This is a genomic window from Pseudomonas inefficax (genome assembly GCF_032164165.1).
GTDB lineage: Bacteria > Pseudomonadota > Gammaproteobacteria > Pseudomonadales > Pseudomonadaceae > Aquipseudomonas > Aquipseudomonas inefficax.
This window is the reverse complement of the sequence record NZ_CP134401.1, coordinates 1035757-1058971: the sequence shown is the minus strand read 5'-3', so window position 1 is coordinate 1058971 and position 23215 is coordinate 1035757. Positions and strand designations below refer to the sequence as shown.

Annotated in this window: 10 protein-coding genes; 5 read left to right on the top strand and 5 right to left on the bottom strand. The window is 64.6% G+C overall.

The window, feature by feature from the left end; genetic code table 11:
• Nucleotides 1-37 precede the first annotated feature (37 nt).
• Nucleotides 38-973: an aspartyl/asparaginyl beta-hydroxylase domain-containing protein gene (locus RIN61_RS04655; protein ID WP_207876926.1), complete on the top strand. Its 936-nt coding sequence runs from the start codon at nucleotides 38-40 to the stop codon at nucleotides 971-973.
• 181 nt (nucleotides 974-1154) lie between these two features.
• On the opposite strand, the gene RIN61_RS04650 is transcribed toward RIN61_RS04655, so the two are convergent.
• On the bottom strand, nucleotides 1155-2807 hold the full coding sequence (locus RIN61_RS04650; RefSeq protein WP_313855984.1) for a cyclic peptide export ABC transporter: 1653 nt from the start codon (nucleotides 2805-2807) through the stop codon (nucleotides 1155-1157).
• A gap of 34 nt (nucleotides 2808-2841) precedes the next feature.
• On the bottom strand, nucleotides 2842-3291 hold the full coding sequence (azu, locus tag RIN61_RS04645) for an azurin (RefSeq protein ID WP_112254176.1): 450 nt from the start codon (nucleotides 3289-3291) through the stop codon (nucleotides 2842-2844).
• A gap of 181 nt (nucleotides 3292-3472) precedes the next feature.
• Here azu and RIN61_RS04640 point away from each other — a divergent pair, with 181 nt between their 5' ends.
• Together RIN61_RS04640 and RIN61_RS04635 are read left to right on the top strand one after the other, a co-directional pair.
• Nucleotides 3473-4456 (top strand): TauD/TfdA family dioxygenase, encoded by a 984-nt coding sequence (locus RIN61_RS04640; RefSeq protein ID WP_112254175.1) that lies wholly within the window; start codon nucleotides 3473-3475, stop codon nucleotides 4454-4456.
• A gap of 578 nt (nucleotides 4457-5034) precedes the next feature.
• Entirely contained in the window at nucleotides 5035-5295 is a 261-nt protein-coding gene (locus RIN61_RS04635) for a DUF3077 domain-containing protein (RefSeq protein ID WP_038410083.1), read from the top strand.
• 158 nt (nucleotides 5296-5453) lie between these two features.
• On the opposite strand, the gene RIN61_RS04630 is transcribed toward RIN61_RS04635, so the two are convergent.
• The 3 genes from RIN61_RS04630 to RIN61_RS04620 all read right to left on the bottom strand — a co-directional run bounded on the left by RIN61_RS04630 (nucleotide 5454) and on the right by RIN61_RS04620 (nucleotide 7831).
• Nucleotides 5454-5828 carry a hypothetical protein gene (locus RIN61_RS04630; RefSeq protein WP_243432145.1) on the bottom strand — a complete coding sequence of 125 codons (375 nt, stop codon included), beginning with the start codon at nucleotides 5826-5828 and terminating at the stop codon, nucleotides 5454-5456.
• 608 nt (nucleotides 5829-6436) lie between these two features.
• Entirely contained in the window at nucleotides 6437-7222 is a 786-nt protein-coding gene (locus tag RIN61_RS04625) for a hypothetical protein (RefSeq protein WP_306795216.1), read from the bottom strand.
• 129 nt (nucleotides 7223-7351) lie between these two features.
• Entirely contained in the window at nucleotides 7352-7831 is a 480-nt protein-coding gene (locus RIN61_RS04620; protein WP_306795220.1) for a PAAR domain-containing protein, read from the bottom strand.
• A gap of 529 nt (nucleotides 7832-8360) precedes the next feature.
• Between RIN61_RS04620 and RIN61_RS04615 the strand changes: the two genes are divergently transcribed.
• Both RIN61_RS04615 and RIN61_RS04610 read left to right on the top strand, forming a co-directional pair.
• Nucleotides 8361-14825: a non-ribosomal peptide synthetase gene (locus RIN61_RS04615; RefSeq protein WP_313855977.1), complete on the top strand. Its 6465-nt coding sequence runs from the start codon at nucleotides 8361-8363 to the stop codon at nucleotides 14823-14825.
• Nucleotide 14826: 1 nt separating this feature from the next.
• Nucleotides 14827-22674, top strand: a complete 7848-nt coding sequence (locus RIN61_RS04610) for a non-ribosomal peptide synthetase (RefSeq protein WP_313855976.1) — start codon at nucleotides 14827-14829, stop codon at nucleotides 22672-22674.
• Nucleotides 22675-23215 lie beyond the last annotated feature (541 nt).

Sequence of the window (23215 nt, the reverse complement as noted above, 5' to 3'; positions counted from 1 at the left end):
GGCGCACAGCCCTGTTTCTTCCTCAAGGAGTGAAAGCATGACCTTTTCCTTTGCAGCCAAGGCGGGTGTCTTGCTGGTGTTTTTTGGCAGCGTGCTGTTCGTGCACCTGCGCGGCAAGGCTCGCTTGCCGATGTTGCGCCAGTTCGTCAACCATTCGGCGCTGTTCGCCCCTTATAACAGCCTGATGTACCTGTTCTCCGGCGTACCGTCCAAGCCCTACCTGGACCGCCAGCGCTTCCCCGAGCTGGACGTGCTGAAGGACAACTGGCAGGAGATCCGCGAAGAGGCCATGCGCCTGTTCGACGAGGGCTACATCCGCGCCGCCGAGAAGGATAACGACGCCGGCTTCGGTTCGTTCTTCAAGAAAGGCTGGAAGCGCTTTTACCTGAAGTGGTACGACAAACCGTTGCCGTCGGCCGAAGCCCTGTGCCCGCGTACTGTCGAGCTGGTCAGCAGCATCCCCAACGTCAAGGGTGCGATGTTCGCCCTGCTGCCAGGCGGCAGCCACCTGAACCCGCACCGCGACCCGTTCGCCGGTTCCCTGCGCTACCACCTGGGCTTGTCCACGCCCAACTCCGATGCCTGCCGCATCTACGTCGATGGTGAGCAGTACGCTTGGCGTGACGGCGAGGACGTGATGTTCGATGAAACCTACGTGCACTGGGTCAAGAACGAGACCGACGTTACGCGGGTGATCCTGTTCTGCGATATCGAGCGCCCGCTGAGCAGCCCGCTGATGACCCGCATCAACCGCCAGGTCAGCGCGTTCCTGGGGCGTGCCACCGCGCCGCAGAATACCGATGACGAGCGTGTCGGCGGGATCAACCAGGCGTATGCCTGGAGCAAGCGCTTCAGTAACCGGGTCAGTGGCCAGGTGAAGCAGTTCAAGCGCGCCAACCCCAAGGCTTACCGCGTGCTGCGGCCGGTGCTGGCGGTGGTGGTAGCGTATCTGCTGTATCGCTGGTTGTTCTGATTCTGCCTGTTGGGGCTGCTTCGCAGCCCATCGCGACACAAGGCCGCTCCCACAGCTACCGCGCCACCTCTGGAATTGCGCAGAACCTGTGGGAGCGGCCTTGTGTCGCGATAGGGGCGCAAAGCGCCCCCGGCGTCCTCTCAGGAAACCAGTGAGGGGCGCGCAGCCCCCCTTTGCCGTATCAAGCCGGCTCCAATGCCTCGACTACCTTCCCACGGCTCAGGTGCACCACCTTGTCCGCCGTATCGAAGTACCGGTCATCATGCGAAATCACGATGATGGTCTTGCCCATGCGCTTCAGGTCCGGCAGCAGTTCGGTGTAGAACACTCGGCGGAAGGTCGGGTCCTGGTCCGCCGCCCATTCGTCGAACACCAGCACCGGCCGGCCATCCAGCCAGGCATTGACCAGCGCCAGGCGCTTGCGCTGGCCGGTCGACAGGTCGGTGGTGGTGAAGGCGCCATCGCGCACGCTCACCTTGTGGGCGATCTCCAGCCGTTCCAGGTAGCGCGTGGCATCGCTGGGCAGGCTGTGCTCGTGCTCGGGCAGGTCGTCGAACAGGTAATAGTCGGCGAACACCGTGGTGAACAGCTGGCGATAGTCATCCAGCCCCTCCGGGCCGACCGCCTTGCCGTTCAGGCGCACTTCGCCGCGTTGCGGGGTGTACAGGCCCAACAGCAGCTTGATCAGCGAAGTCTTGCCGCAGCCGTTCTCGCCGACGATGAACAGGATCTCGCCCGGTTCGATGCTCAGGTTCACCGGCCCCACGCGGAACGGCTCGTTGCCGTCAACCGGCGGGTAGGCGTACTCGACGTTGTGCAGTTCCAGATGCGCGCTGGCCGGGGCGGCGCGCTTGACTGGCGGCTCCAGCAGCAGGTGCGGCTCGGGCGAGGAAAAGCGCTCGGACAGGTCGGCAATGCGGCGGAACGCCACCTGGGCGCGACCAAGGATAGGCAGGTTGCCAATCAGGGTTTCCAGCGGGCCTTTCATGTACAGCAGCACCAGCACGAAGCCGCTCATCACCGCCGGGTCGTTGCTCGGCCATAGCGATTGCAGGGCCAGGGTCAGGCCGATGACCACGAAGAACAGCATCGACCCCAGGCTCTTGGCCGCGACGAAGATGTTGATGGCGCGGATATGGGTGTTGGCGATGAAGTCGGCGGTGCCCTGGATGTTGCGGGTCAGCATGGCGTGCCGACGACGGCGGTCGATGCGCAGCTCCTTGGCGCCCTCGGCGATGGCCGAGTAGTGCTTCTGCAGGTTGTCCTCGGCATCGCGTGCGGCGTTGAAACCGGCCACGCCTTTCTGCCTGGCCAAGTACTGAATGCCACTGCCGATGCCGATGGCTGCCAGGGTAATGAGGAAGATCGGCCACGACAGCCAGGCCAGGTAGGCCATGCAGCCGGTCACGGTGGTGAGCGAGATGGCCAGCGGGGCGAAGGCGAAGGCAAAGTCGCTGATGGTGTCGACGTCGCGGGTCAGCACCGGGATCAGGCGGTGGGTGCGGTAGCGCTCGATCTGCTCGATCGGCGCCGACAGCACCTTGGCGCCGAGGTCCTTGCGCAGCCTGGCGATGACTTTCTGCCCAACGTAGTTGGTGCCGCTGTCAGCCGCCACGCTGCTGACCAGGGCCAGCACGCACAGGCCGGCGAAGGCCAGGATCACGCCCTGGCTCATGCCGTCAGCGGCATGCAGGCCCTGGTTGACGGTGGCCAGCAGGGCGGTCACGGCCAGGCCGCCGAGCATGCCCAGCAGCACCGAGACGATTACCGCCGGGCGGTAGGGTTTCAGCAGGCCCAGCAATTCGCGGATGGCCCCGGGGGAGGAGGTTTTCATGAAGCGTGATCTCGCTGGTGAGGTGGGGGCGGGGTCAGCTGCCTAGGGTCAGGGAGCCTTTCATCAAGGTGCCGTGGAATGGGAACGAGCAGTAGAAGCTGTACGCGGTACCTGCCTTCAGCGACCGGACGTCGAGGCTGATGCTGTCTGTTTCACCGCCGCCGATCAGGCGGGTGTGGGCGATCACCCGGGTGTCGCCGGGCTTCACGTAGTCCAGTGCCTCGCCGGCTTTCTGGCCGTCGTCGAGCACGCCTTGCATGTCGGCCTGGGTACTCAGCACCCAGTTGTGGCCCATCACGTTCTTCGGCATGTCGCCAGGGTGGGTGAGCGTGACGGTGAACACGGCGCAGGCCTTGGGCACCGTGATGGCGGCCTTGTCGAAGGTCATCTGGTCGGTGCCATGGATTTCCACGGCGCATGGCTCTGCCGACCACGCGGCAGGGGCCACGGCGAGCAGGGCGAAGAGCAGAAGCTGGCGAGTCATGTACGGTTCCTGGGCGATAGAAGGGTGCACATCGTTCAGACGAACCGGCGCGCGCCGGCTTTACCTGTGTGTGCGGCCCAGGTGAATTTCCCCATCGCCCGCTCGTTCATTCAGTCAGGCGCCGACATGGCGCACATCCCGATTTCGCCGCCTATGCGGCCCTGGCCTGAGGTGACCGGACATGAGTGAACTGCTGAGCTTTGCGATCGAACCCCTGGACGCCGCGCGCGGCAACCTGCCGCTGCTGGTGCGCGCACCGGAGCCGGGTATCGACCTGCTGGAAGCCTTTGCCGAGTTGCAGCCGCTGGTGGACCGGCACCTGCTGCAGGCCGGCGGCATCCTGTTTCGCGGGTTCGAAGTGGGTGGCGCCGAGGCTTTCCGCCAGTTCGCCGCGTCCTTCGGCCACCCGCTGCTCAACTACGAGTTTGGCTCCACCCCGCGCAGCAACGTGACCAAGGGCGTGTACACCTCCACCGAGTACCCGGCGCACCAGAGCATCCCCCTGCACAACGAGCAGGCCTACACCCTGGAATGGCCGATGAAGATCTGGTTCTACAGCGTGATCCCCGCCGCGACCGGTGGCGAGACGCCGATTGCCGACAGCCGCGAGGTGTACCGGCGCATGCCGGCGCGCATTCGTGAGCGGCTGGTGGAGAAGGGGCTGATGTACGTGCGCAACTACGGCAACGGCCTTGATGTGGAATGGTCGCAGGTGTTCAACACTGAAGACCCGCGCCAGGTCGAGGCCTATTGCCGGGCGCATGCCATCGAGTGCATCTGGAAGGATGACGGCGAATTGCGCACCCGCCAGCGCTGCCAGGTGGTGGCGCGCCACCCGGTGACCGGGGAGGATGTGTGGTTCAACCAGGCGCACCTGTTCCATGTTTCGAACCTGCAGCCAGAAGTGCGCGAGTCGTTGATGGACATCGTTGAGGAAGAAGACTTGCCGCGTAACGTGTATTACGGCGACGGTACGACCATCGAGGATTCGCTGCTCGATGAAGTGCGCGGGGTGCTGGACGAATGCACCATCAGCTTTCCGTGGCTGGAGAACGATGTGCTGATGTTGGACAACATGCTTGCGGCACATGCGCGGTCGCCGTTTACCGGCAAGCGCAAGGTGGTGGTGGCGATGGCGCAGGGGTATTCCGAGTTTTTGCGCTGATTAGGGAGTGAGGGCTGCCATGTGCCTGCCTTGAGAGGTGTGGTGTCTGTGAGATCGAGCGCCGCCCGCGCGGCGCTTCGCGGGACAAGCCCGCTCCCACATTTGTTGCAACGTGCCGAACCTGTCAGGCCATGGTTGCCAGCCTTGGTGGGTTGACTGGATTTCTGAGTTGGCATTGCTGCCGCATCACCTGTCTCAAGCCATGCACCCAGGCTGACAACGCCTCTCCCACAGGCATGGCCACGTTGCAACAAATGTGGGAGCGGGCTTGTCCCGCGAAGCGCCGCGCGGGCGGCGCTCGATCTCATAGGCACCGAAAGGGTTGTGGCGAACACCTGTCAGCCCAGATGCATTCCCCAGACATGCCTCCTGCAGCCTTCAAAAATCCCAGACTCTTCCTACGCCTCGGGACTGGCAACTCCACCCCTACGAAATATCCTACAACCTCTGTCGACATGCGTCTGATTGTTCCTGCAAATCCCGCACTCTAGGCTTTGCCCGTCGCTGACGGTTCAGCGATCGGGTGTGGAAACCTGTAGTAAGCATTTCAGGGTTTGTCGTTACATTCAGGAGAACCCATGACCGACGATACCAAAACCACCCCCGGCGTTACCTACTTCTACCAAGGCGAAGGCCAAACCCATCCGCTGTTCCGTATCGCTGAGGGCATCCCCTGCCGCAGCGCCCGGGAGCAAGCCTCGGAGCTGATGGGCTATGCACGCGACTTGTCACTGACCGGCTTGATGGATGGCGATCAGCAGATGCTCTGGGCTTCGCATTACTTCGCAGCCATGGCCAAGGCGCTGCTGGATGATGCCGAGTTGGGTTTGCTGCGCTGATCCTTGTATTGGCTGGGCTGGCCCTTTCGCGGCTAAAGCCGCTCCTACAGGGATTGTGCATGCCTCAGGTTATGCAGAATGCTTCAGGGTATGCACAACTCCTGTGGGAATGGGTTCATCTGGGTCAGGTTCCAGCAGGCAAGGTTTGGCTGATCGAGTTATTTCGTGAATGGTGCGTAACCTGACAAGAATCCAAAGAGCGCGGCCATAGGCATCCAGCAAGCAATTAACCACATAACATTTGCCCAAGTTATTTGTGAATTTTGCAGCCCGCACGCATCACCTTCGCAGACATTGACTGCCTGCTGTACTTGTATCATTGCTACCACAAAAAATGTGATGTAGGTGAGCATGAGCATGATCGGAGCCATGATCAAGATTGAGGACGGAAGATTAGCAAAATAGGATTCGGAAAGTGAGAACTCCCAGCACATCATCATTAGTGGAGGGATGCAATACATAAGGGTGACGCCGAATGCACTACCTTCTACCGGCTGGTTCGCTTGGCGGCATCGATCGATAATCTTTTTCATCAAGAAGTATATTGTTAGGGCGCCAAAAATTGTACATAGGAGTGGAATGAGTTTAAAGCCACGCTGACCCCGGATGAGTAACCAGTGTTTGTAATTCCAGTAATAAAGATAGAGTCCCGCTGATAGACCTCCCATGATGATGAACTTTGATATGGAGGTTACGTAGAGCTGCGTTCTGGTGTGTGGTAACTCGGCTGGCGAACTCTCAGATGTGTGCATTGCGTTGTCTCTGTTGTGGCTAAATTATGAAGTAGTTTATGACTAGCCAAGTGAACCCGGTTGTATTTAACCATGATGCGATAACTATTTTGGTTTTCAATGGGCTGGGGAGTTGCTCATAATCTTCTTTGTCAAGTAGGCCTCTGCGAATACTTGAGATTGGGAAGGTGATGGCGCCTGCTACCATGAAAATCACCAGCATTCTTGAGCGTATGCTTTTCTCTCCCCAAAGGGTTATGGCGTATGAAAGACATGGGCTTCGGTGAAGTGCTGTGACCATTTCTTTATACTGCTGAGAACTTGCAATGTGAAAGTCCATTGCAAGTGCGGTCAGGCCGAGGCAGAAAGGTGAGGCTACTATAAATATCCTAAATTTTATGTCCAGATGATCAATCATCTTGAAAGGCCTCGAAGATTACTTCACCTAACTCTTCGCCGCCGTCCATGCCTGCAATGCTTCCCGCTAGTGCGCCTGCGCCAGTAATCACAATTCCGCATGCCAAGCCGGCGGCTCCGGCTTTCCAACAAACTTTTGTGGCGGCTTTACCTGCTATCTTTCCGCCTAGCCAGCCCGCAGCTAGCCCGCCTGAAAAATTCCCCGCTTCAGTATTTTTTACCTTTTGACAATCCTTGATATTGCCTGCCTGGCAAACTTCCGATATTTTCAATGCCGAGCCAGTGCCGCCAATGGTAATGCCTATATAACCTCCGGCCTTGAGGTATTTAGCCATTTTGGCCAGTTTGTCTAGGTGTGTCGAGTAACCAGGGATATGCGTCGGGGTCCCTGCTTTACTCCAGTGATGAACTAGGCTTCTTGATGATATCCCCAAGTCTCGTCGTAGGTTTTCATAGCTTCCAAGATTGAGTTGCTTGTTCAGAGTGGTTGCTTTCAGGTTCGCATTCAATTGCTTGAACAGTCTTTGACGCTCCGCAAAGAATTCAGGGTGGCGGAGATGCCCGTGCTTGATGAATTGCTCTTTATGTAGATCCTCTATTTTTTGCAATAGGGTGCTGAGTTCATCCAGCGACTTGGCAACCATCGCCTCGCTCACCCCCATCGCCAGGCTCACATCGCTGAGCAACGCAGCAATCTCGGCTTGATGGCGCATCATGAATTCCGCCTCTTCGGGCGTCAGTTCCGCCAGTGCTTCACGAGCTTGTTTTGCTGCACTCATCGCAGACAGTTCTTCCCGAGTGCACACCGGGCGCCTCAAACCATCGCCAATGACAAAGATCTCGCCCGCCTTGAACCCCTGCTGATAGGTCGGGTTCAGCCGCTCTAGAATTGACCGAGGCAGGTTGGCCTACGGCGCGCCAAGCTCTGCCAGGACTTCCTGGTATGACATGCAGCGCGGAACGATGTAGAAGCCGGGCTCCATGCCTTGAGGAGTGGGCGAGGGCTGAACCACCTCAGGCTGATAGGTACTTCTTATCGGGTTACCCGTCTGGGCGTGTGCTGGTGCCTCACGAACAGGCTCAGATGCGGGTGCCCCGCGCGAAGCCGGAGGTGCGTACCCATTTGCAACCAGGCGATTGCTGCCCTGTGGGCACCCGCATTGCACCAGTGCTCCGTCCAGAGCTGTGGGAATACCATCCTGCCGCCAGCGGACTTCGCCCTCGACGATGGTGCCCGCTTGTCCACATAGCGGGCAGGGTGTGGTCGGGTCGCCTTGAAGTAGCCAGTTGCGGCCATGCACACGGCCCCTGGCTTGGCTGGCAATGCAGATGGCGCCTGTGGTGGTTTCGTCGCCGTCCAGGCCTTGGTATCGGCCGAAGATGTTCATGCGCATGCTCATGGCTCGCCTCTTTTTCAGGTGGAAGCCAGGAACCTAGCAGGCGGTTGGCGGGTATTTTCGGGGTGGTGGGGGTTTAGGAAGGGTCCTACAAGGAATAGAGATTTGGACTACGTTATTTTATTGATGGCAATGCCGGCCTCTTCGCGGGCATGCCCGCTCTCATAGAACAACACATAAATCATCGATTTAGCAGGGCTCTGTGGGAGCGGGCGCGCCCGCGAACACCGGCGTAGCCGGTGCCATACACCGCGTTAGGCCCTTCGCGGGCGCGCCCGCTCCCACAGTGAATGTGACACGCTCTCGAACCTTGTTCTCTATGCAATCTCCCTGCGCGGTCGGTGTGGGAGCTGGCTTGCCGGCGATCACCGGCGCAGCCGGTGCCATACACCGCGTCGCCTGATTCGCGGGCACGCCCGCTCCCACAGGGATGGTGCGGGGCCTAAGGTCGGCGCCACTAAATCAACCCCCCATGCCTTCGTCTGACAGTTACCGCTCGACTGCCAGGACACCGCTCGACATGAATGCCGACCAAACGCTCAAGCTCGCCCGCCGCTTCATCGAACTCAGCCCCGACAAGCGCCGCCTGTTCCTCAAGGCGCTGCAGGGCGAGGGCATGGATTTTTCCGTGCTGCCGATTGCACCCGGGGTGGAGGTGGCCGAGCGTGATCAGCTGTCGTACGCCCAGCGGCGCATGTGGTTCCTCTGGCAGCTCGACCCGCAAGGTGCGGCGTACAACCTGCCCATGGCCGTGCGCCTGAATGGCCCGCTGGACCTGGCAGCCCTGCAGCACGCCTTCGATGCCCTGGTGGCCCGCCACGAAACCCTGCGCACCCGCTTCGTCGCCGACGGCGATGACGTGCGCCAGCAGGTCGATGCCAGCGCTGCCCCGTTGCAGCTGCACCAGGATGCCCTGGCCGGCCTGGATGAAGGCGCCCGTCAGGCCGCCATCGAAACCATCGCCGAAGCCGAAGCCCTGGCCCCCTTCGACCTGGCCAGCGGCCCGCTGCTGCGTGTGCGCCTGCTGCAACTGGCCGCACAGGAGCACATCCTGCTGCTCACCCTGCACCACATCGTCGCCGACGGCTGGTCGATGAACGTGCTGATCGACGAATTCCTGCACCTGTACGACGCCGCCGTGGCCGGCAGCGAAGCCCGCTTGGAACCGCTGCCGATCCAGTACCGCGACTACGCCCTGTGGCAGCGCAGCTGGCTCCAGGCCGGTGAGCAGGAGCGCCAGCTGGCCTACTGGCAGGCGCGCCTGGGCGACGACCATTCGCCGCTGGAACTGCCACTGGACCGCAGCCGTCAGGGCCGCCCCCGCTACCGCGGCGCTCGCCACGAATTCCCGATCGCCGCCGACGTCGCCGAACGCCTGCGCGGTGTGGCCCGCAAGCACAACGTCACCCTGTTCATGGTCCTGCTGGCCGCCTTCAAGCTGTTGCTGCAACGCTACAGCGGCCAGGCCGCGATCCGCGTCGGCGTGCCCATCGCCAACCGCAACCGTGTGGAAAGCCAGGGCCTGATCGGCTGCTTCATCAATACTCAGGTGCTGCATACTGAGATCGACCCACTGCTGGACATCACCGGCCTGCTCCAGCGCGTGCGCGAAACTGCCGTAGGCGCGCAAAGCCACCAGGACTTGCCGTTCGAGCAACTGGTCGAGGCCCTGGACCTGCCGCGCAGCAGCGAAAGCCCGCTGTTCCGGGTGCTGTTCAACCATCAGGCGCAGGTGGCGGATGTGCAGGCCATCGAGACCCGCTCCGGCCTGAGCCTGGCTCCGATTGCCCTGGAAAAGCGCAGCGCACGTTTCGACCTGGCGTTGGACACCCACGAGCGCGGCGGGCAGTTGCATGCAGCGTTCACCTATGCGACCGATGTATTCGATGCGGCTACCGTCGAAACCCTCGGTGAGCAGTGGATGACCCTGGTGCAAGCGCTGGCCGCCGAAACGGCTGGCGCCGTAGGCGAGCTGGCATTGCCGGGCCTGGCCACAGCCATTGGCGTAGCAGCACCGGCTAACGAAGTACCCATGGTGCAGGAGCGCTTTGCTGCTGCGGCCCGCCGTCACCCTGAGCGTATCGCGGTGATGGCTGCCTGCGAGCAGGCCAGCTTCGCTGAACTCGATGCCCGCGCCGAGGCCATCGCCGGCCGGCTGGCCGAAGCCGGCGTGGGGCCGGACTCGCTGGTCGGCGTGCTGGCTGACCGCAGCGTCGGCATGCTCGCCAGCATCCTCGGCGTGCTCAAGGCCGGTGGCGCCTACCTGCCGCTGGAGCCTGAGCAACCAGCCGAACGCCTGGCCTACATGCTTGCCGACAGTGGCACGCGGCTGGTGCTGGCCCCCGGCAGCTGGCAGGCCGAGCTACCCGCAGCCGCGCAGCACCTTGACTGGGCGCAAGCCGGCAATGGCCAGGCCACGCGCATCGCTCCAGCACCGGCCAACCTGGCCTATGTGATCTACACCTCCGGCACCACCGGCCAGCCCAAGGGCGTGGCGATCAGCCACGGCGCCCTGGCCAACTACATCGAGGGCATCACCGCGCGCCTGCCGGTCGAGCGTATCCGCAGCATGGCCCAGGTCTCGACCCCGGCTGCCGACCTTGGCCACACCATGCTGTTCGGCGCCCTGTGCGGCGGCCACACCTTGCATTTGCTGCTACGCGAGCAGGTGCTGGATGCCGAAGGCTTCGCCGCCTACCTGGCCGAACACCGGGTAGACGCGCTGAAGATCGTACCGTCGCATCTGGAGGCCATGTTGGTGGCAGGCCGCTCGGCGCTGCCGGCACAGTGCCTGGTGCTCGGCGGCGAGGCCATCAGCCCGAGCCTGCTGGGCAAGGTCCGCAGCCTGGCCCCGGCGCTCACGGTGTTCAACCACTATGGCCCGACCGAAACCACAGTCGGTGTGCTGGTCGCCGAACTGAACGAGCAGACCAGCCTCGGCCAGCCGCTGGCCAACACCCGCGTCGCGGTGCTCGACCGCTGCCTGCAACCCTTGCCGGCCAAAGCCAGGGGCGAGCTGTACATCGGTGGCGCCGGCCTGGCTCGTGGCTACCTGAACCGCCCGGCACTCACCGCCGAGCGCTTCGTTCCCGACCCGAACGGCCACGGCCAGCGCCTGTACCGCAGCGGTGACTGGGTTCGCCAAGGCAGCGACCTGCAGTTCGCCGGGCGCATGGATGGCCAGGTGAAGATCCGTGGCTATCGCGTGGAACTAGCCGAAATCGAGAACCAGCTGCGTGCCCTGGGCGGTGTCGCCAATGCCCTGGTTCGCGTACATGGCCAGGCGCCGCAACTGCAACTGGCTGCCTGGCTGGTGCCCAGCCAGATGCCGGCCGATAGCCTGACCTGGCAGGAATCGATCCGCGCCAGCCTCAAGAGCCTGCTGCCCGAACACATGGTGCCGACCCACCTGATGGTGCTGGAACAGCTGCCGGTCACGGTCAACGGCAAGGTCGATGTCAGTGCGCTGCCGGAACCCGTCGCCACGCAAGTGGCCTATCAGGCGCCGCAGACCCCGCTGCAAACGCAGCTGGCACAGATCTGGGCGCAAGTGCTGCAAGTACCGCAGGTCGGCCTGGGCGACAACTTCTTTGCCCTTGGCGGCCATTCGCTGCTGGCCACCCAGGCGGTATCGCGGATACGCAAGCAATTGGGCGTGGATATCCCGTTGCGCAGCCTGTTCGACACCGCCGACCTGCAGGCCTTTGCCCAGGCAGTGGCCGAAGGCGAGCAGGGCGCAGGCCTGGACATCGAGATCCTCGACCGCCAGCAACCCTTGCCGGTGTCCCGTTCGCAGAACCGCCAGTGGCTGTTCTGGAAGCTCAACCCCGAAAGCCTGGCCTACAACACGCCAATGGCCGTGCGCATGCAGGGCCACCTTGACCGCGCCGCCGTGCAGGCAGCGCTGGATGCCTTGGTGGCCCGCCACGAATCGTTGCGCACGGTGTTCGTCGAGGCCGACGGCTTGCCCTGGCAGCGCATCTTGCCGACCGCCACGGTCCCGATCGGTTTCGAAGACCTCAGCGGCCAGGACCACGCCGCACAAATGCGCAGGCTGCAAGCCGAAGCCTTCGTCCCGTTCGATCTGGAGCGCGGTCCGCTGCTGCGCGCCCGGCTGTTCAAGGTGCATGCGCAGGAGCACCTGCTGTCACTGACCTTGCACCATATCGTCTCCGATGGCTGGTCGATGAGCCTGCTGGTACGCGAGTTCGCTGCTGCCTACAACGCCGCCGCCACAGGCCAGGCGCAAACCGTCGAGCCGCTGCCGGTGCAGTACGCCGACTTCGCCGCCTGGCAGCGCAAGTGGCTGGCCGAGGGGCAGATGCAGGCGCAGATCGACTACTGGAAGGCCCGCCTGGAAGACGACTTCGAAGTGCTGGAACTGCCTGCCGACCGCATTCGCCCGCAGGTCAAGAGCTACCAGGGCAGCCGCTTCGATGTGCGCCTGCCACAGGCCCTCACCGAGCGTCTGCGCGCCCTGGCGGTGGCATCCAACGCCACGCTGTTCCATGTATTCCTGGCGGCCTATGCCATTGTGCTGTCGCGCTACAGCCGCAAGGGCACGCTCAACATCGGCGTGCCGGTCACCAACCGCAACCGCCTGGAACTGGAAGGGCTGATCGGCTTCTTCATCAACGTGTTGGTGGCGCGTATCAGTGTCGATGGCAGCCAGCCGTTCCCGCAGCTGCTGGCGGTGATCAAGGAAACCACCTTGCAGGCCCAGGCCAACAAGGATGTGCCGTTCCTCGAGGTTGCCGAGGCGCTGTATCCAGACCGCAGCCAAGGTGTGAACCCGTTCTTCCAGGTGCTGTACAACCACCTGCGCGACCTTGGCGAGCAGGTGTCCAGCGATGCCCTGCACGGTCTGCAGGTCAGGGAGGTAGACCTGCAGGAGCCAGGCGCGCAGTACGACATCTCGCTCAACACCCTGGAGCGCTCCGATGGCGTGACCGCCTCGTTCAACTACTCTACCGACTTGTTCGACGCAGCGCGCATCGAGCGCATGGCCGGCCACTGGCAGGCGCTGCTGGAAGCCATCTGTGCCGAACCGCAGCGCTGCATCGGCGAGCTGGACTTCCTTGGCAGCGCCGAACGCCAGCAGCTGACCCACGGTTGGAACCCCGCGCGGCAAACCACCAGCGGCCTGTGCGCGCACCAGCTGCTGGAGTGCCAGGCGCGCGAGCGTCCAGACGCTATCGCGCTGATCTGCGACGACCAGCAGATGACCTACGCCGAACTGGACCGCAGCAGCAACCAGCTGGCCCACCGCCTGCGGGCGCTGGGCGTGGGGCCGGACGCGCTGGTCGGCGTGGCTGTCGAGCGCGGCCTGGGCATGGCCCTGGCGCTGGTCGCCATTCACAAGGCGGGTGGCGCCTATGTGCCGCTGGACCCGGACTACCCGCAAGAACGCCTGGCCTACATGGTCGAGGACAGCAATATCGGCCTGCTGCTGGCCGATGCGCCCTCGCGTGAGCGCCTGCAACTGGGCAGGCAACTGCCCTGCGTGGTACTGGAACCGGGCACCGAGTGGCTGCACGCCTGGCCCGCCGAACCGCTGGCCAACCTGGCGGCACCGCACAACCTCGCCTATGTCATCTACACCTCCGGCTCCACCGGCATGCCCAAGGGCGTAGCCATCGACCATCACGCCCTGTCGTTGTTCTGCCAGGTGGCAGGCGACTATTCGCGCCTCACCCCGGGCGACCGTGTGCTGCAGTTCGCCACCATCAGCTTCGACGGCTTCATCGAGCAGTTCTTCCCGCCGCTGGCCCAGGGCGCCTGTGTGGTGCTGCGCGACCTGCGGCTGTGGGACACCGCCACGCTGCTGGACGAGATCAATCGTCACGGCGTGACCGTTGCCGACCTGCCGGCAGCCTACTGGCGCCTGCTGGCGCTGGAGCGCCGAGCCCCCGAGGCCTATGGCCGGCTGAAGCAGATTCACGTCGGCGGTGAGGCAGTGCCGGAAGATGCCCTGCGCGCCTGGCTGGTCGATGGCCCGCCAGCCGTGCGCCTGTTGAACACCTACGGCCCGACCGAAGCCACCGTGGTCGCCACCACCTACGACTGCTCGCAGATGACCGTGGAGCAGGTCAGCCAGGGCGGGGTGCCAATCGGCCGTGCCTTGCCGGGGCGCACCTTGCATGCCCTGGACGATGGCCTGGCGCCGACGCCGGTGGGCGTACCTGGCGAACTGTTCATCGGCGGGGCAGGGTGCCTGGCGCGCGGTTATCACCAGCGGCCATCACTCACCGCCGAGCGTTTCATCCCCGACCCGTTCGACCCGGTCGGCGGTGGACGGCTGTACCGTACCGGCGACCTTGGCTGCTACGACGAAAACGGCCAGCTGGCCTATCGCGGCCGGGTCGACCACCAGGTGAAGGTGCGCGGTTTCCGTATCGAACTGGGCGAGATCGAGCAGTACCTGCGCGCGCACCCGGATGTCCGCGAAGCCGCCGTGCTGGCCATCGACTTGCCCAGTGGCAAGCAGCTGTGCGCCTATGCGGTGCCGGCCGAAGGCTACCGCGGCGATCTGCGCCAGGCCCTTAAGCAGTACCTCAAGGCCAGCCTGCCGGACTACATGATCCCGGCCTACCTGGTGACCTTGCCGAGCATGCCGCTGACCCCCAGCGGCAAACTCGATCGCAAGGCCCTGCCGCTGCCCGACCCGAATCAGCCACAGCACGACTACCAGGCGCCGCAGACCGAGCGGCAGCAGCAACTGGCGAACATCTGGGCGCAGTTGCTGAGCGTTGCCCGGGTCGGCCTGAACGATAACTTCTTCGAGCTGGGCGGCCACTCCTTGCTGGCGGCCCAGGCCGTGTCGCGGATCAACGTCGAACTGGGGCTGGACATACCCCTGCGGCTGATCTTCAGCCACCCCGAACTACGCGCGTTCGCCCAGGCGCTGGACGAGCAGGGCCTGTCGCTCTCCGACGACGGCCTGAGCGATATCGAACAAATGATGAATGCATTCACAGAGGCCTGACATGGAACTCACCGCCGCACAACGCATCGCCCAACGTTTCGTTGGCCTCCCCGTGGAGCAACGCCAGCAGATCCTGGAAAAGATGCAGGCCACCGGGCAGAGCTTCCGCCTGCTGCCCATCGTGCCCGCGCGCCAGGGCCTGGCGCGTATTCCGCTGTCGTACGCCCAGCAACGCCTGCTGTTTCTCTGGCAGCTGGAGCCCGGCAGCCCGGCCTACAACGTGCCGATGGCAGTACGCCTGAAGGGCGCGCTGGACCAGGCGGTGCTGCAACAGGCGCTGGATGCATTGGTGCAACGCCACGAGTCGCTGCGCACGCGCTTCGCCTCGGAGGAAGGCGAGTTCTATCAGGAAATCCTCGAGCACTGCCCGCTGGCGCTGGAACGGGTGGAGTTCGACGGTGCAGTCGATGAGGCAGCGCTGAGCGTGGCCGTGGATACCGCCCTCAAGCAGCCTTTCGACCTGCTGACCGGCCCGCTGCTGCGGGTGACCCTGCTGCGCGTGGCCGCCGATCACCACGTGCTGGCGCTGAGCATGCACCACATCATCTCCGATGGCTGGTCCAGCGATGTGCTGGTGCGGGAATTCATCCAGCTGTACAGCGCCCTGGCCGAAGGCGGGCAGGCCGAGTTGCCGGCGTTGCCGATCCAGTACGCCGACTACGCCATCTGGCAGCGTGCCTGGCTCGAAGCCGGTGAAGCGCAGCGCCAGCTGGCCTACTGGCAGGCCCAACTGGGCGACGAGCAGCCGGTGCTGAGCCTGCCGCTGGACTTCGAGCGCCCGGCCACGCCCAGCCAGCGTGGCGCGGTGGTGCGCGTGGACATCGGCGCCGAGCAGGCCGAGGCCCTGCGCAGCCAGGCGCGCAAGGGTGGCCACACGTTGTTCGTGCTGGTATTGGCGGCCATGGCGGTGGTGCTGTCGCGCTACAGCGGCCAGGCCGACATCCGCATCGGCGCCCCGAACGCAGGGCGCAACCGCAAGGAGCTGGAAGGCCTGATCGGCTTTTTCATCAACACCCAGGTGCTGCGCGTGCAGGTAGACGAGCGCGCCACCTTTGCCGCGCTGCTGGAGCAGGTAAAGGATGTGATCGGCGGCGCCCAATCGCATCAGGAACTGCCGTTCGAGCACCTGGTCGATGCCTTGCTGCCCGAGCGCAACCTGGCCCATAACCCGCTGTTCCAGTTCAAGATCAACCAGCACGTGGCCGCCAGCGATGCGGGGCGCAAGCGCCTGGGCGCGCTGGAGGTGGAAGGCTTTGCCCGTGACGGCGGCGATGCCCGCTTCGACCTGGCGTTCGACTTCTCCGACAAGGCCGGCGCCATCGAAGGCTATTTCACCTACGCCACCGACCTGTTCGAGCAGGCCACCATCGAACGCATGGCCGCTTCGCTGCGCCAGGTGCTGGATGCGCTGGTCCGCGACCCGCAGCAGGCGATCGTCGACAGCCCGCAAGTAGCGACGCTGCTACCGGCGACCACGCAGGCCTACCCGCAGGGTGACTTCCTCGCCCTGTGGCGCCAGGCAATGGCGCAAGGCCAGGCCCACGGTGGTGTGCGTGCCGGTGACCGGTTCATGACCCAGGCCGGGCTGGAGGCGGCGTCCAACCGGCTGGCCAACTACCTGCGCCAGCGCGGCGTCGGCGCCGGCAACATCGTTGCCCTGTGCCTGCCGCGCTCCATCGAGTGGGTCAGTGCCTTGCTCGCAGTGCTCAAGACTGGTGCCGCCTATCTGCCGCTGGATACCCAGCAACCGCAGGAGCGCCTGCAACAACTGATTGCCGACAGTGGCGCCGCCGTCCTGCTGCATGCGCCGGACGACCAGCGCTTCGCAAGCCTGGACAGCGTGCAGCTGATTGCCTGCGATCACACCGCCTGGGCAACCTGCAGCGACAGCCCGGTCGAGGTGGCCATCGCCGCTGAACAACCGGCCTACCTGATCTATACCTCGGGCTCGACCGGCCAGCCGAAAGGTGTGGTGATCAGCCACGGGGCGCTGGCCAGTTACACCCAGGCGGTGCTGGAGCGCCTGCAACTGCCGGCCGCAGCGAGCATGGCGATGGTCTCCACCACTGCGGCCGACCTGGGCCACACCGTGCTGTTCGGTGCCCTGGCCTCGGGCCGCCTGCTGCACCTGCTGCCACAGGAACTGGCGTTCGACCCGGATGGCTTCGCCAGCTACATGGCGCAGCATCAGGTCGGCGTGCTCAAGCTGGTGCCGAGCCACCTGCAAGGCTTGCTGCAAGCGGCCCGCGCCGCCGATGTGCTGCCCGCCGAGGCACTGATCCTGGGTGGTGAGGCATGCAGCTGGAGCCTTTTGGAAAAAATCCGCGAACTGCGCCCGGCCTGCCGGGTCGTCAACCACTACGGCCCGACCGAAACCACAGTCGGCGTGCTCACGTTCGAGCCGGGGCAGCCACAGCCTGGCTGCCGCACGGTGCCGGTCGGGCGCCCGCTGGGCAACGCCTGCGCCCAGGTGCTGGATGGCTACCTCAACCCGTTGGCGGCGCGGGTGCCCGGTGAGCTTTACCTGGGCGGGCAAGGCGTCGCCCAGGGCTACCTGGGCCAGCCGGCTTTGACCGCCGAACGCTTCGTGCCGACCGAGGGTGGTGCCCGCTTGTACCGCACCGGCGACCGCGCGCGGCTGACGGCCGATGGCCTGGTCGAGTTCATCGGCCGTGCCGACGACCAGGTGAAGATCCGTGGCTATCGCGTGGAGCCAGGTGAAGTCGGCCGGGTGCTGGCCGGCCTGCCCGGTGTCAGCGAGGCCGTGGTGCTGGCCTTGCCACTGGAAGGTGACGCCGAGCGCTTGCAGCTGGTGGCCTACGGTGTGGCCGACGCAGGCGTGACCGTGCAGCAACTGCAGGCGCAATTGCAGGCACGCCTGCCGGACTACATGGTGCCGGCGCAGATACTGCTGCTGGAGCGCCTGCCACTGACCGCCAACGGCAAGCTCGACAAGCGCGCCTTGCCGTTACCGGGCGCTGTCAGCCGTGGCCATGTGGCGCCGCATGGTGAAATCGAGGAAAAACTGGCCGCGGTGTGGGCCGATGTGCTCAAGCTGGAGCAGGTCGGCAGCACCGACAACTTCTTCGAACTGGGCGGTGACTCGATCCTCAGCCTGCAGATCATCGCCCGGGCCAAACGCCAGGGCATCAGGATCACCCCCAAGCAGCTGTTCGAACAACAGACCATCGCCCAGCTGGCCCAGGTAGCCAAGCGCATCGAAACGAAGCCAGCTGTAGCCGCCGTGGACACCGCCACCAGTGGCGAGGTGGCGTTGCTGCCGGCCCAGGCGCGTTTCTTCGAGATGGAGATTGCCCAGCCGGCGCATTGGAACCAGTCGGTACTGCTCAAGCCGGCCAGCCCGGTGCAGGTGCAACATCTGGAGGCAGCCCTGCGCGCCGTGGTCGAACAGCACGATGCCCTGCGCCTGCGTTTCACCTGTAGCGATAGCCAGTGGCAGGCGCGCTTCCAGCCACTGGACAATGCACCACTGCTGCGCCAGCGCAGCCTGGCCGCCCTGAATGAACTGGATGCCGCCGGCAACCAGGTGCAGGCGAGCCTGGATCTGGAGCACGGGCCGCTGCTGCGTGCCGAACTGTTCGACTTCGCCGATGGCCAGCAGCGTGTGCTGCTGGTGGTCCATCACCTGGTGGTCGACGGCGTGTCGTGGCGGGTGCTGCTGGACGACCTGCAAGCGGCCTACCGGCAACTGCTGGGCGGCCAGGCTGTGAGCCTGCCCGCCAAGACCACCTCGGTGAAGACCTGGGCCGAGCGCCTGGCCAGCCATGCCGGCAGCCCGACGCTGCAAGCACAGCGCGACTACTGGCTGCAGGCGCTGGCCGGCGACTCCGGCGAACTGCCGCGGGACAACCCGCAGGGCAGCCTGGCCAACACTCATGCCCGTACCGCCGTCACACGGCTGGATGCCGAGCGCACCGCAAAGCTGCTGAAACAGGCTCCGGCGGCCTACCGCACGCAGATCAATGACCTGCTGCTGACCGCGCTGGCGCGCACCCTGTGCCTGTGGAGCGCACAGGGCAACGTGCAGGTACTGCTGGAAGGCCATGGCCGCGAAGACCTGTTCGACGACCTCGACCTCAGCCGATCCGTGGGCTGGTTCACCAGCCTGTTCCCGGTGCGTCTTACACCCGGCCAGGACCTTGCCCAGTCGATCAAGGCGATCAAGGAGCAACTGCGCGGCGTGCCGGACAAAGGCCTCGGCTACGGCTTGCTGCGTTACTTTGGCGATGCTGAAGTGCGTGACCGGCTCGAGCGTACCGCCCAGGCCCGTGTCACCTTCAACTACCTGGGCCAGTTCGATGCCAGCTTCGATGCCGGGGCCGGCGCCCTGTTCACCCCAAGCGGGGAAAGCGCAGGCCGTACCCAATGTGCCGGCGCACAACTGGGCAACTGGCTGAGCATCACCGGCCAGGTGTACGGCGGCGAGCTGTTCCTGGAGTGGACCTACAGCGCCGACATTCATCACCCGGCCACCATCGAGAAGCTGGCCCAGGCCTACGGGCAGGCCTTGGCAGAGCTGGTCGAGCACTGCTGCGATGCGTGGCACCAGGGCGTGACGCCGTCGGACTTCCCGCTGGCCGCGCTGACCCAGGCGCAACTGGACAGCTTGCCGCTGGAGGCCGGGCAGATCGCCGATGTATACCCGCTGTCACCCATGCAGCAAGGGATGTTGTTCCACACCCTTTACGACCAGCAGGCCGGCAACTACATCAACCAGCTGCGCGTGGATGTGGATGGGCTGGATGTGCAGCGTTTCCTGCAGGCGTGGCAGGCCACGCTCGATGCCCACGACATCCTGCGCAGCGGTTTTATCCTGCAAGGCGAGCTGGAACAGGCCGTACAAGTGGTACGCAAGGCCGTCGGATTGCCATGCAGCGAGCATGACTGGCGTGGCCAGCCGGCGCTGGAGCAGGCATTGCAGGCCCTTGCCGAGGGCGAGCGCCAGCGCGGCTTCGACCTTGCTGCCGCGCCGCTGCTGCGTCTGGTTCTGGTACGCACAGGCGATACCCGCCACCACCTGATCTACACCAACCACCACATCCTCATGGACGGCTGGAGCACCTCGCGCCTGTTGGGCGAAGTGCTGCAGCGTTACGCCGGCCTGGTGCCGCAGGCCCAGGCCACGCACTATCGCGACTACATTGCCTGGTTGCAGGGCCAGGACGCAGCCGTTGCCGAAGCCTTCTGGAAAGCCCAGCTTGCGGCCTTGGACGAGCCGACCCGCCTGGCTCAGGCCATCGCCGGCAGCGCAGGCGCGGGCGGAAGTGGCCATGGCGACCACCGCGTGGCCTTCGACCCTGAGCAGACCGCCCGTATCGAAGCCTTCGCCCGGGCCAACCGGGTCACGGTCAACACTCTGGTGCAATCGGCCTGGCTGCTGCTGTTGCAGCGCTGCACTGGCCAGGCCAGCGTGTGCTTCGGCGCCACGGTCGCCGGCCGCCCGGCAGACCTGCCGGGGGTAGAGGAGCAGATCGGCCTGTTCATCAATACCTTGCCGGTTATCGGCACCCCGCGTGCCGAGCAGACCGTGGCCGAGTGGATCGGCCAGGTGCAGGCCGGCAACCTAGCCGTGCGCGAATTCGAGCACACCCCGCTTTACGATGTGCAGCGCTGGGCGGGGCAGGGCGGTGACGCCTTGTTCGACAGCATCCTGGTGTTCGAGAACTACCCGGTGGCCGAGGCGCTGCAACAGGGCGCGCCCGGTGGCCTGCGCTTCGGCGACGTAGCCGTGCAGGAACAGACCAACTACCCGCTGACCCTGGTGGTGGAGCTGGGCACCACGCTGTCGATGCAGTACAGCCACGACCGTGCGTTGTGGAGCGACGAGACCATTGGCCGGCTGGCTGGCTACTTTGCCAACGTGCTGCGGGCGCTGGTGGAGAATGCTGAAGCGATGATTGGCGAGCTGCCAATGCTGGAGCTGGCAGAACAGCAACAGATGGTCGAAGGCTGGAACGAAACCCACGCGGCATACCCGGACGAGCGCAGCGTCCACCAGCTGATCGAAGCCCAGGTATTCGCCACCCCGGATGCCCCGGCGCTGGCCTTTGGCGAGCAGACCCTGAGCTATGCCGAGCTCAACCGCCGTAGCAACCGGCTGGCGCACAAGCTGCGCGAGCAGGGCGTGGGCCCGGACGTGCTGGTGGGCATCGCCATGGAGCGCAGCCTGGAGATGGTCGTCGGTTTGCTGGGTATTTTGAAGGCCGGTGGCGCCTATGTGCCACTGGACCCGGAGTACCCCCAGGACCGTTTGAGCTACATGTTCGAGGACAGCGGCATCGCCTTGCTGCTGACCCAGTCGCACCTGCACGAAGCCCTGCCGATCCCGGCCGGCCTGCGCAGCCTGGACCTGGATATGGTGGACCTGAGCGGCTACAGCGACGCCAACCCGAACATCGACGTGGCCCCGCTTAACCTCGCCTACGTGATCTACACCTCCGGTTCCACCGGTCGCCCGAAGGGCGCTGGCAACAGCCATCAGGCGCTGGTCAACCGCCTGTGCTGGATGCAGAAGGCCTACGGTCTGGGCGCCAGCGACAGCGTGCTGCAGAAAACCCCGTTCAGCTTCGACGTGTCGGTGTGGGAGTTCTTCTGGCCGCTGCTGACCGGGGCGCGCCTGGTCATGGCCCAGCCCGGGGCGCACCGCGACCCGCAGCTGCTGGTGGAATGCATCAACCATTACGGCATCAGCACGCTGCACTTCGTACCGTCGATGCTGCAGGCGTTCATGACCCACGAAGCGGTCGAAAGCTGCGTCAGCCTCAAGCGCGTGGTGTGCAGCGGCGAAGCGTTGCCGGCCGAACTGGCCCGCCAGACCCTGCAACGCCTGCCTGCTGCGGGCCTTTACAACCTGTATGGCCCGACCGAAGCGGCGATCGACGTCACCCACTGGACCTGCCAACCGGACGAAAGCATCAGCGTGCCGATCGGCCAGCCGATCGACAACCTCAAGACCCACATCCTTGAAGGCAGCCTGCAACCGGCGGTGCGCGGCAGTGCCGGCGAGCTGTACCTCGGTGGCGTGGGCCTGGCGCGTGGTTACCACCAGCGTCCGGCGCTGACCGCCGAACGCTTCGTACCAGACCCGTTCAGCGACAACGGCGGCCGCCTGTACCGCACCGGTGACCTGGCGCGCTACCGCGCCGATGGCGTGATCGACTACGCCGGGCGCATCGACCACCAGGTGAAGATTCGCGGCCTGCGCATCGAATTGGGCGAGATCGAGGCGCGCTTGCTGGAACTGCCGAGTGTGCAGGAGGCCGTGGTGCTGGCCCAGGACGGACCAAGCGGCAAGCAGCTGGTGGGCTATGTGGTGCCTGCCGACAGCACGCAAGACGAAGGCGCCTTGCGCGACAGCCTGCGCGAGGCGCTCAAGGCCGGTTTGCCGGACTACATGGTGCCGGCACACCTGCTGCTGCTCGACAAGCTGCCAGTGACGCCTAACGGCAAGCTTGACCGCAAGGCCCTGCCGCAGCCGGATGCCAGCCAGACGCAGGGCGAGTACATCGCGCCACAGAGAGAGCTGGAGCAGCAGATTGCGGCGATCTGGGCGGATGTGCTGAAGCTGGAGAGGGTCGGCCTGGGTGACAACTTCTTCGAGCTTGGCGGGCACTCGTTGCTGGCCACCTCGGTGATCGTGCGCATCCGGGAGCAGGTGGGGGTAGTGGCCGAATTGAAAGAACTCTTCGAGTTCCCGGTGCTGGCTGACTTCAGTCGCCAGTTGGAGGCCAGGACGCCCTTGGTCGATTCCACCCAGGACCAGCTGGCCAGATCCCTGGCGTTGCTCGATAGCCTGAGCATGGATGAGCTCGATGAGCTGATTTCCTGAGGCCCTGATGTGATCTGTGCGGGCGGGTAAACCCGCATCCACAGGTACAGCGTATTCCTTGAGCTGGCGGGTTCCCTGTGGGAGCGGGCATGCCCGCGAAGCAAGCGACGCGGTAGATGGCACCGGCTGCGCCGGTGTTCGCGGGCGCGCCCGCTCCCACAGGTACAGCGCATTGCTTCAGCTGGCGGGGGGCCTGTGGGAGCGGGTTCACCCGCGAAGCAGGCGACGCGGTGGATGGCACCGGCTGTGCCGGTGTTCGCGGGCGCGCCCGCTCCCACAGGTATGGCGCATTGCTTCAGCTGGTGGGGTCCCTGTGGGAGCGGGTTTACCCGCGAAGCAGGCGACGCGGTGGAAGGCACCGGCTGCGCCGGTGTTCGCGGGTAAACCCGCTCCCACAGGTATGGCGCATTGCTTCAGCTGGTGGGGTCCCTGTGGGAGCGGGCATGCCCGCGAAGCAAGCGACGCGGTGGATGGCACCGGCTGTGCCGGTGTTCGCGGGCGCGCCCGCTCCCACAGGTACAGCGCATTGCTTCAGCTGGTG

Coding starts and splice junctions, on each gene's coding strand:
- RIN61_RS04630 (WP_243432145.1), bottom strand. CDS start 5,828: ATGAAAAAGATTATCGATCGATGCCGCCAAGCGAACCAGCCGGTAGAA.
- RIN61_RS04610 (WP_313855976.1), top strand. CDS start 14,827: ATGGAACTCACCGCCGCACAACGCATCGCCCAACGTTTCGTTGGCCTC.
- RIN61_RS04615 (WP_313855977.1), top strand. CDS start 8,361: ATGAATGCCGACCAAACGCTCAAGCTCGCCCGCCGCTTCATCGAACTC.
- RIN61_RS04640 (WP_112254175.1), top strand. CDS start 3,473: ATGAGTGAACTGCTGAGCTTTGCGATCGAACCCCTGGACGCCGCGCGC.
- RIN61_RS04635 (WP_038410083.1), top strand. CDS start 5,035: ATGACCGACGATACCAAAACCACCCCCGGCGTTACCTACTTCTACCAA.
- azu (WP_112254176.1), bottom strand. CDS start 3,291: ATGACTCGCCAGCTTCTGCTCTTCGCCCTGCTCGCCGTGGCCCCTGCC.
- RIN61_RS04655 (WP_207876926.1), top strand. CDS start 38: ATGACCTTTTCCTTTGCAGCCAAGGCGGGTGTCTTGCTGGTGTTTTTT.
- RIN61_RS04620 (WP_306795220.1), bottom strand. CDS start 7,831: ATGAACATCTTCGGCCGATACCAAGGCCTGGACGGCGACGAAACCACC.
- RIN61_RS04625 (WP_306795216.1), bottom strand. CDS start 7,222: ATGAGTGCAGCAAAACAAGCTCGTGAAGCACTGGCGGAACTGACGCCC.
- RIN61_RS04650 (WP_313855984.1), bottom strand. CDS start 2,807: ATGAAAACCTCCTCCCCCGGGGCCATCCGCGAATTGCTGGGCCTGCTG.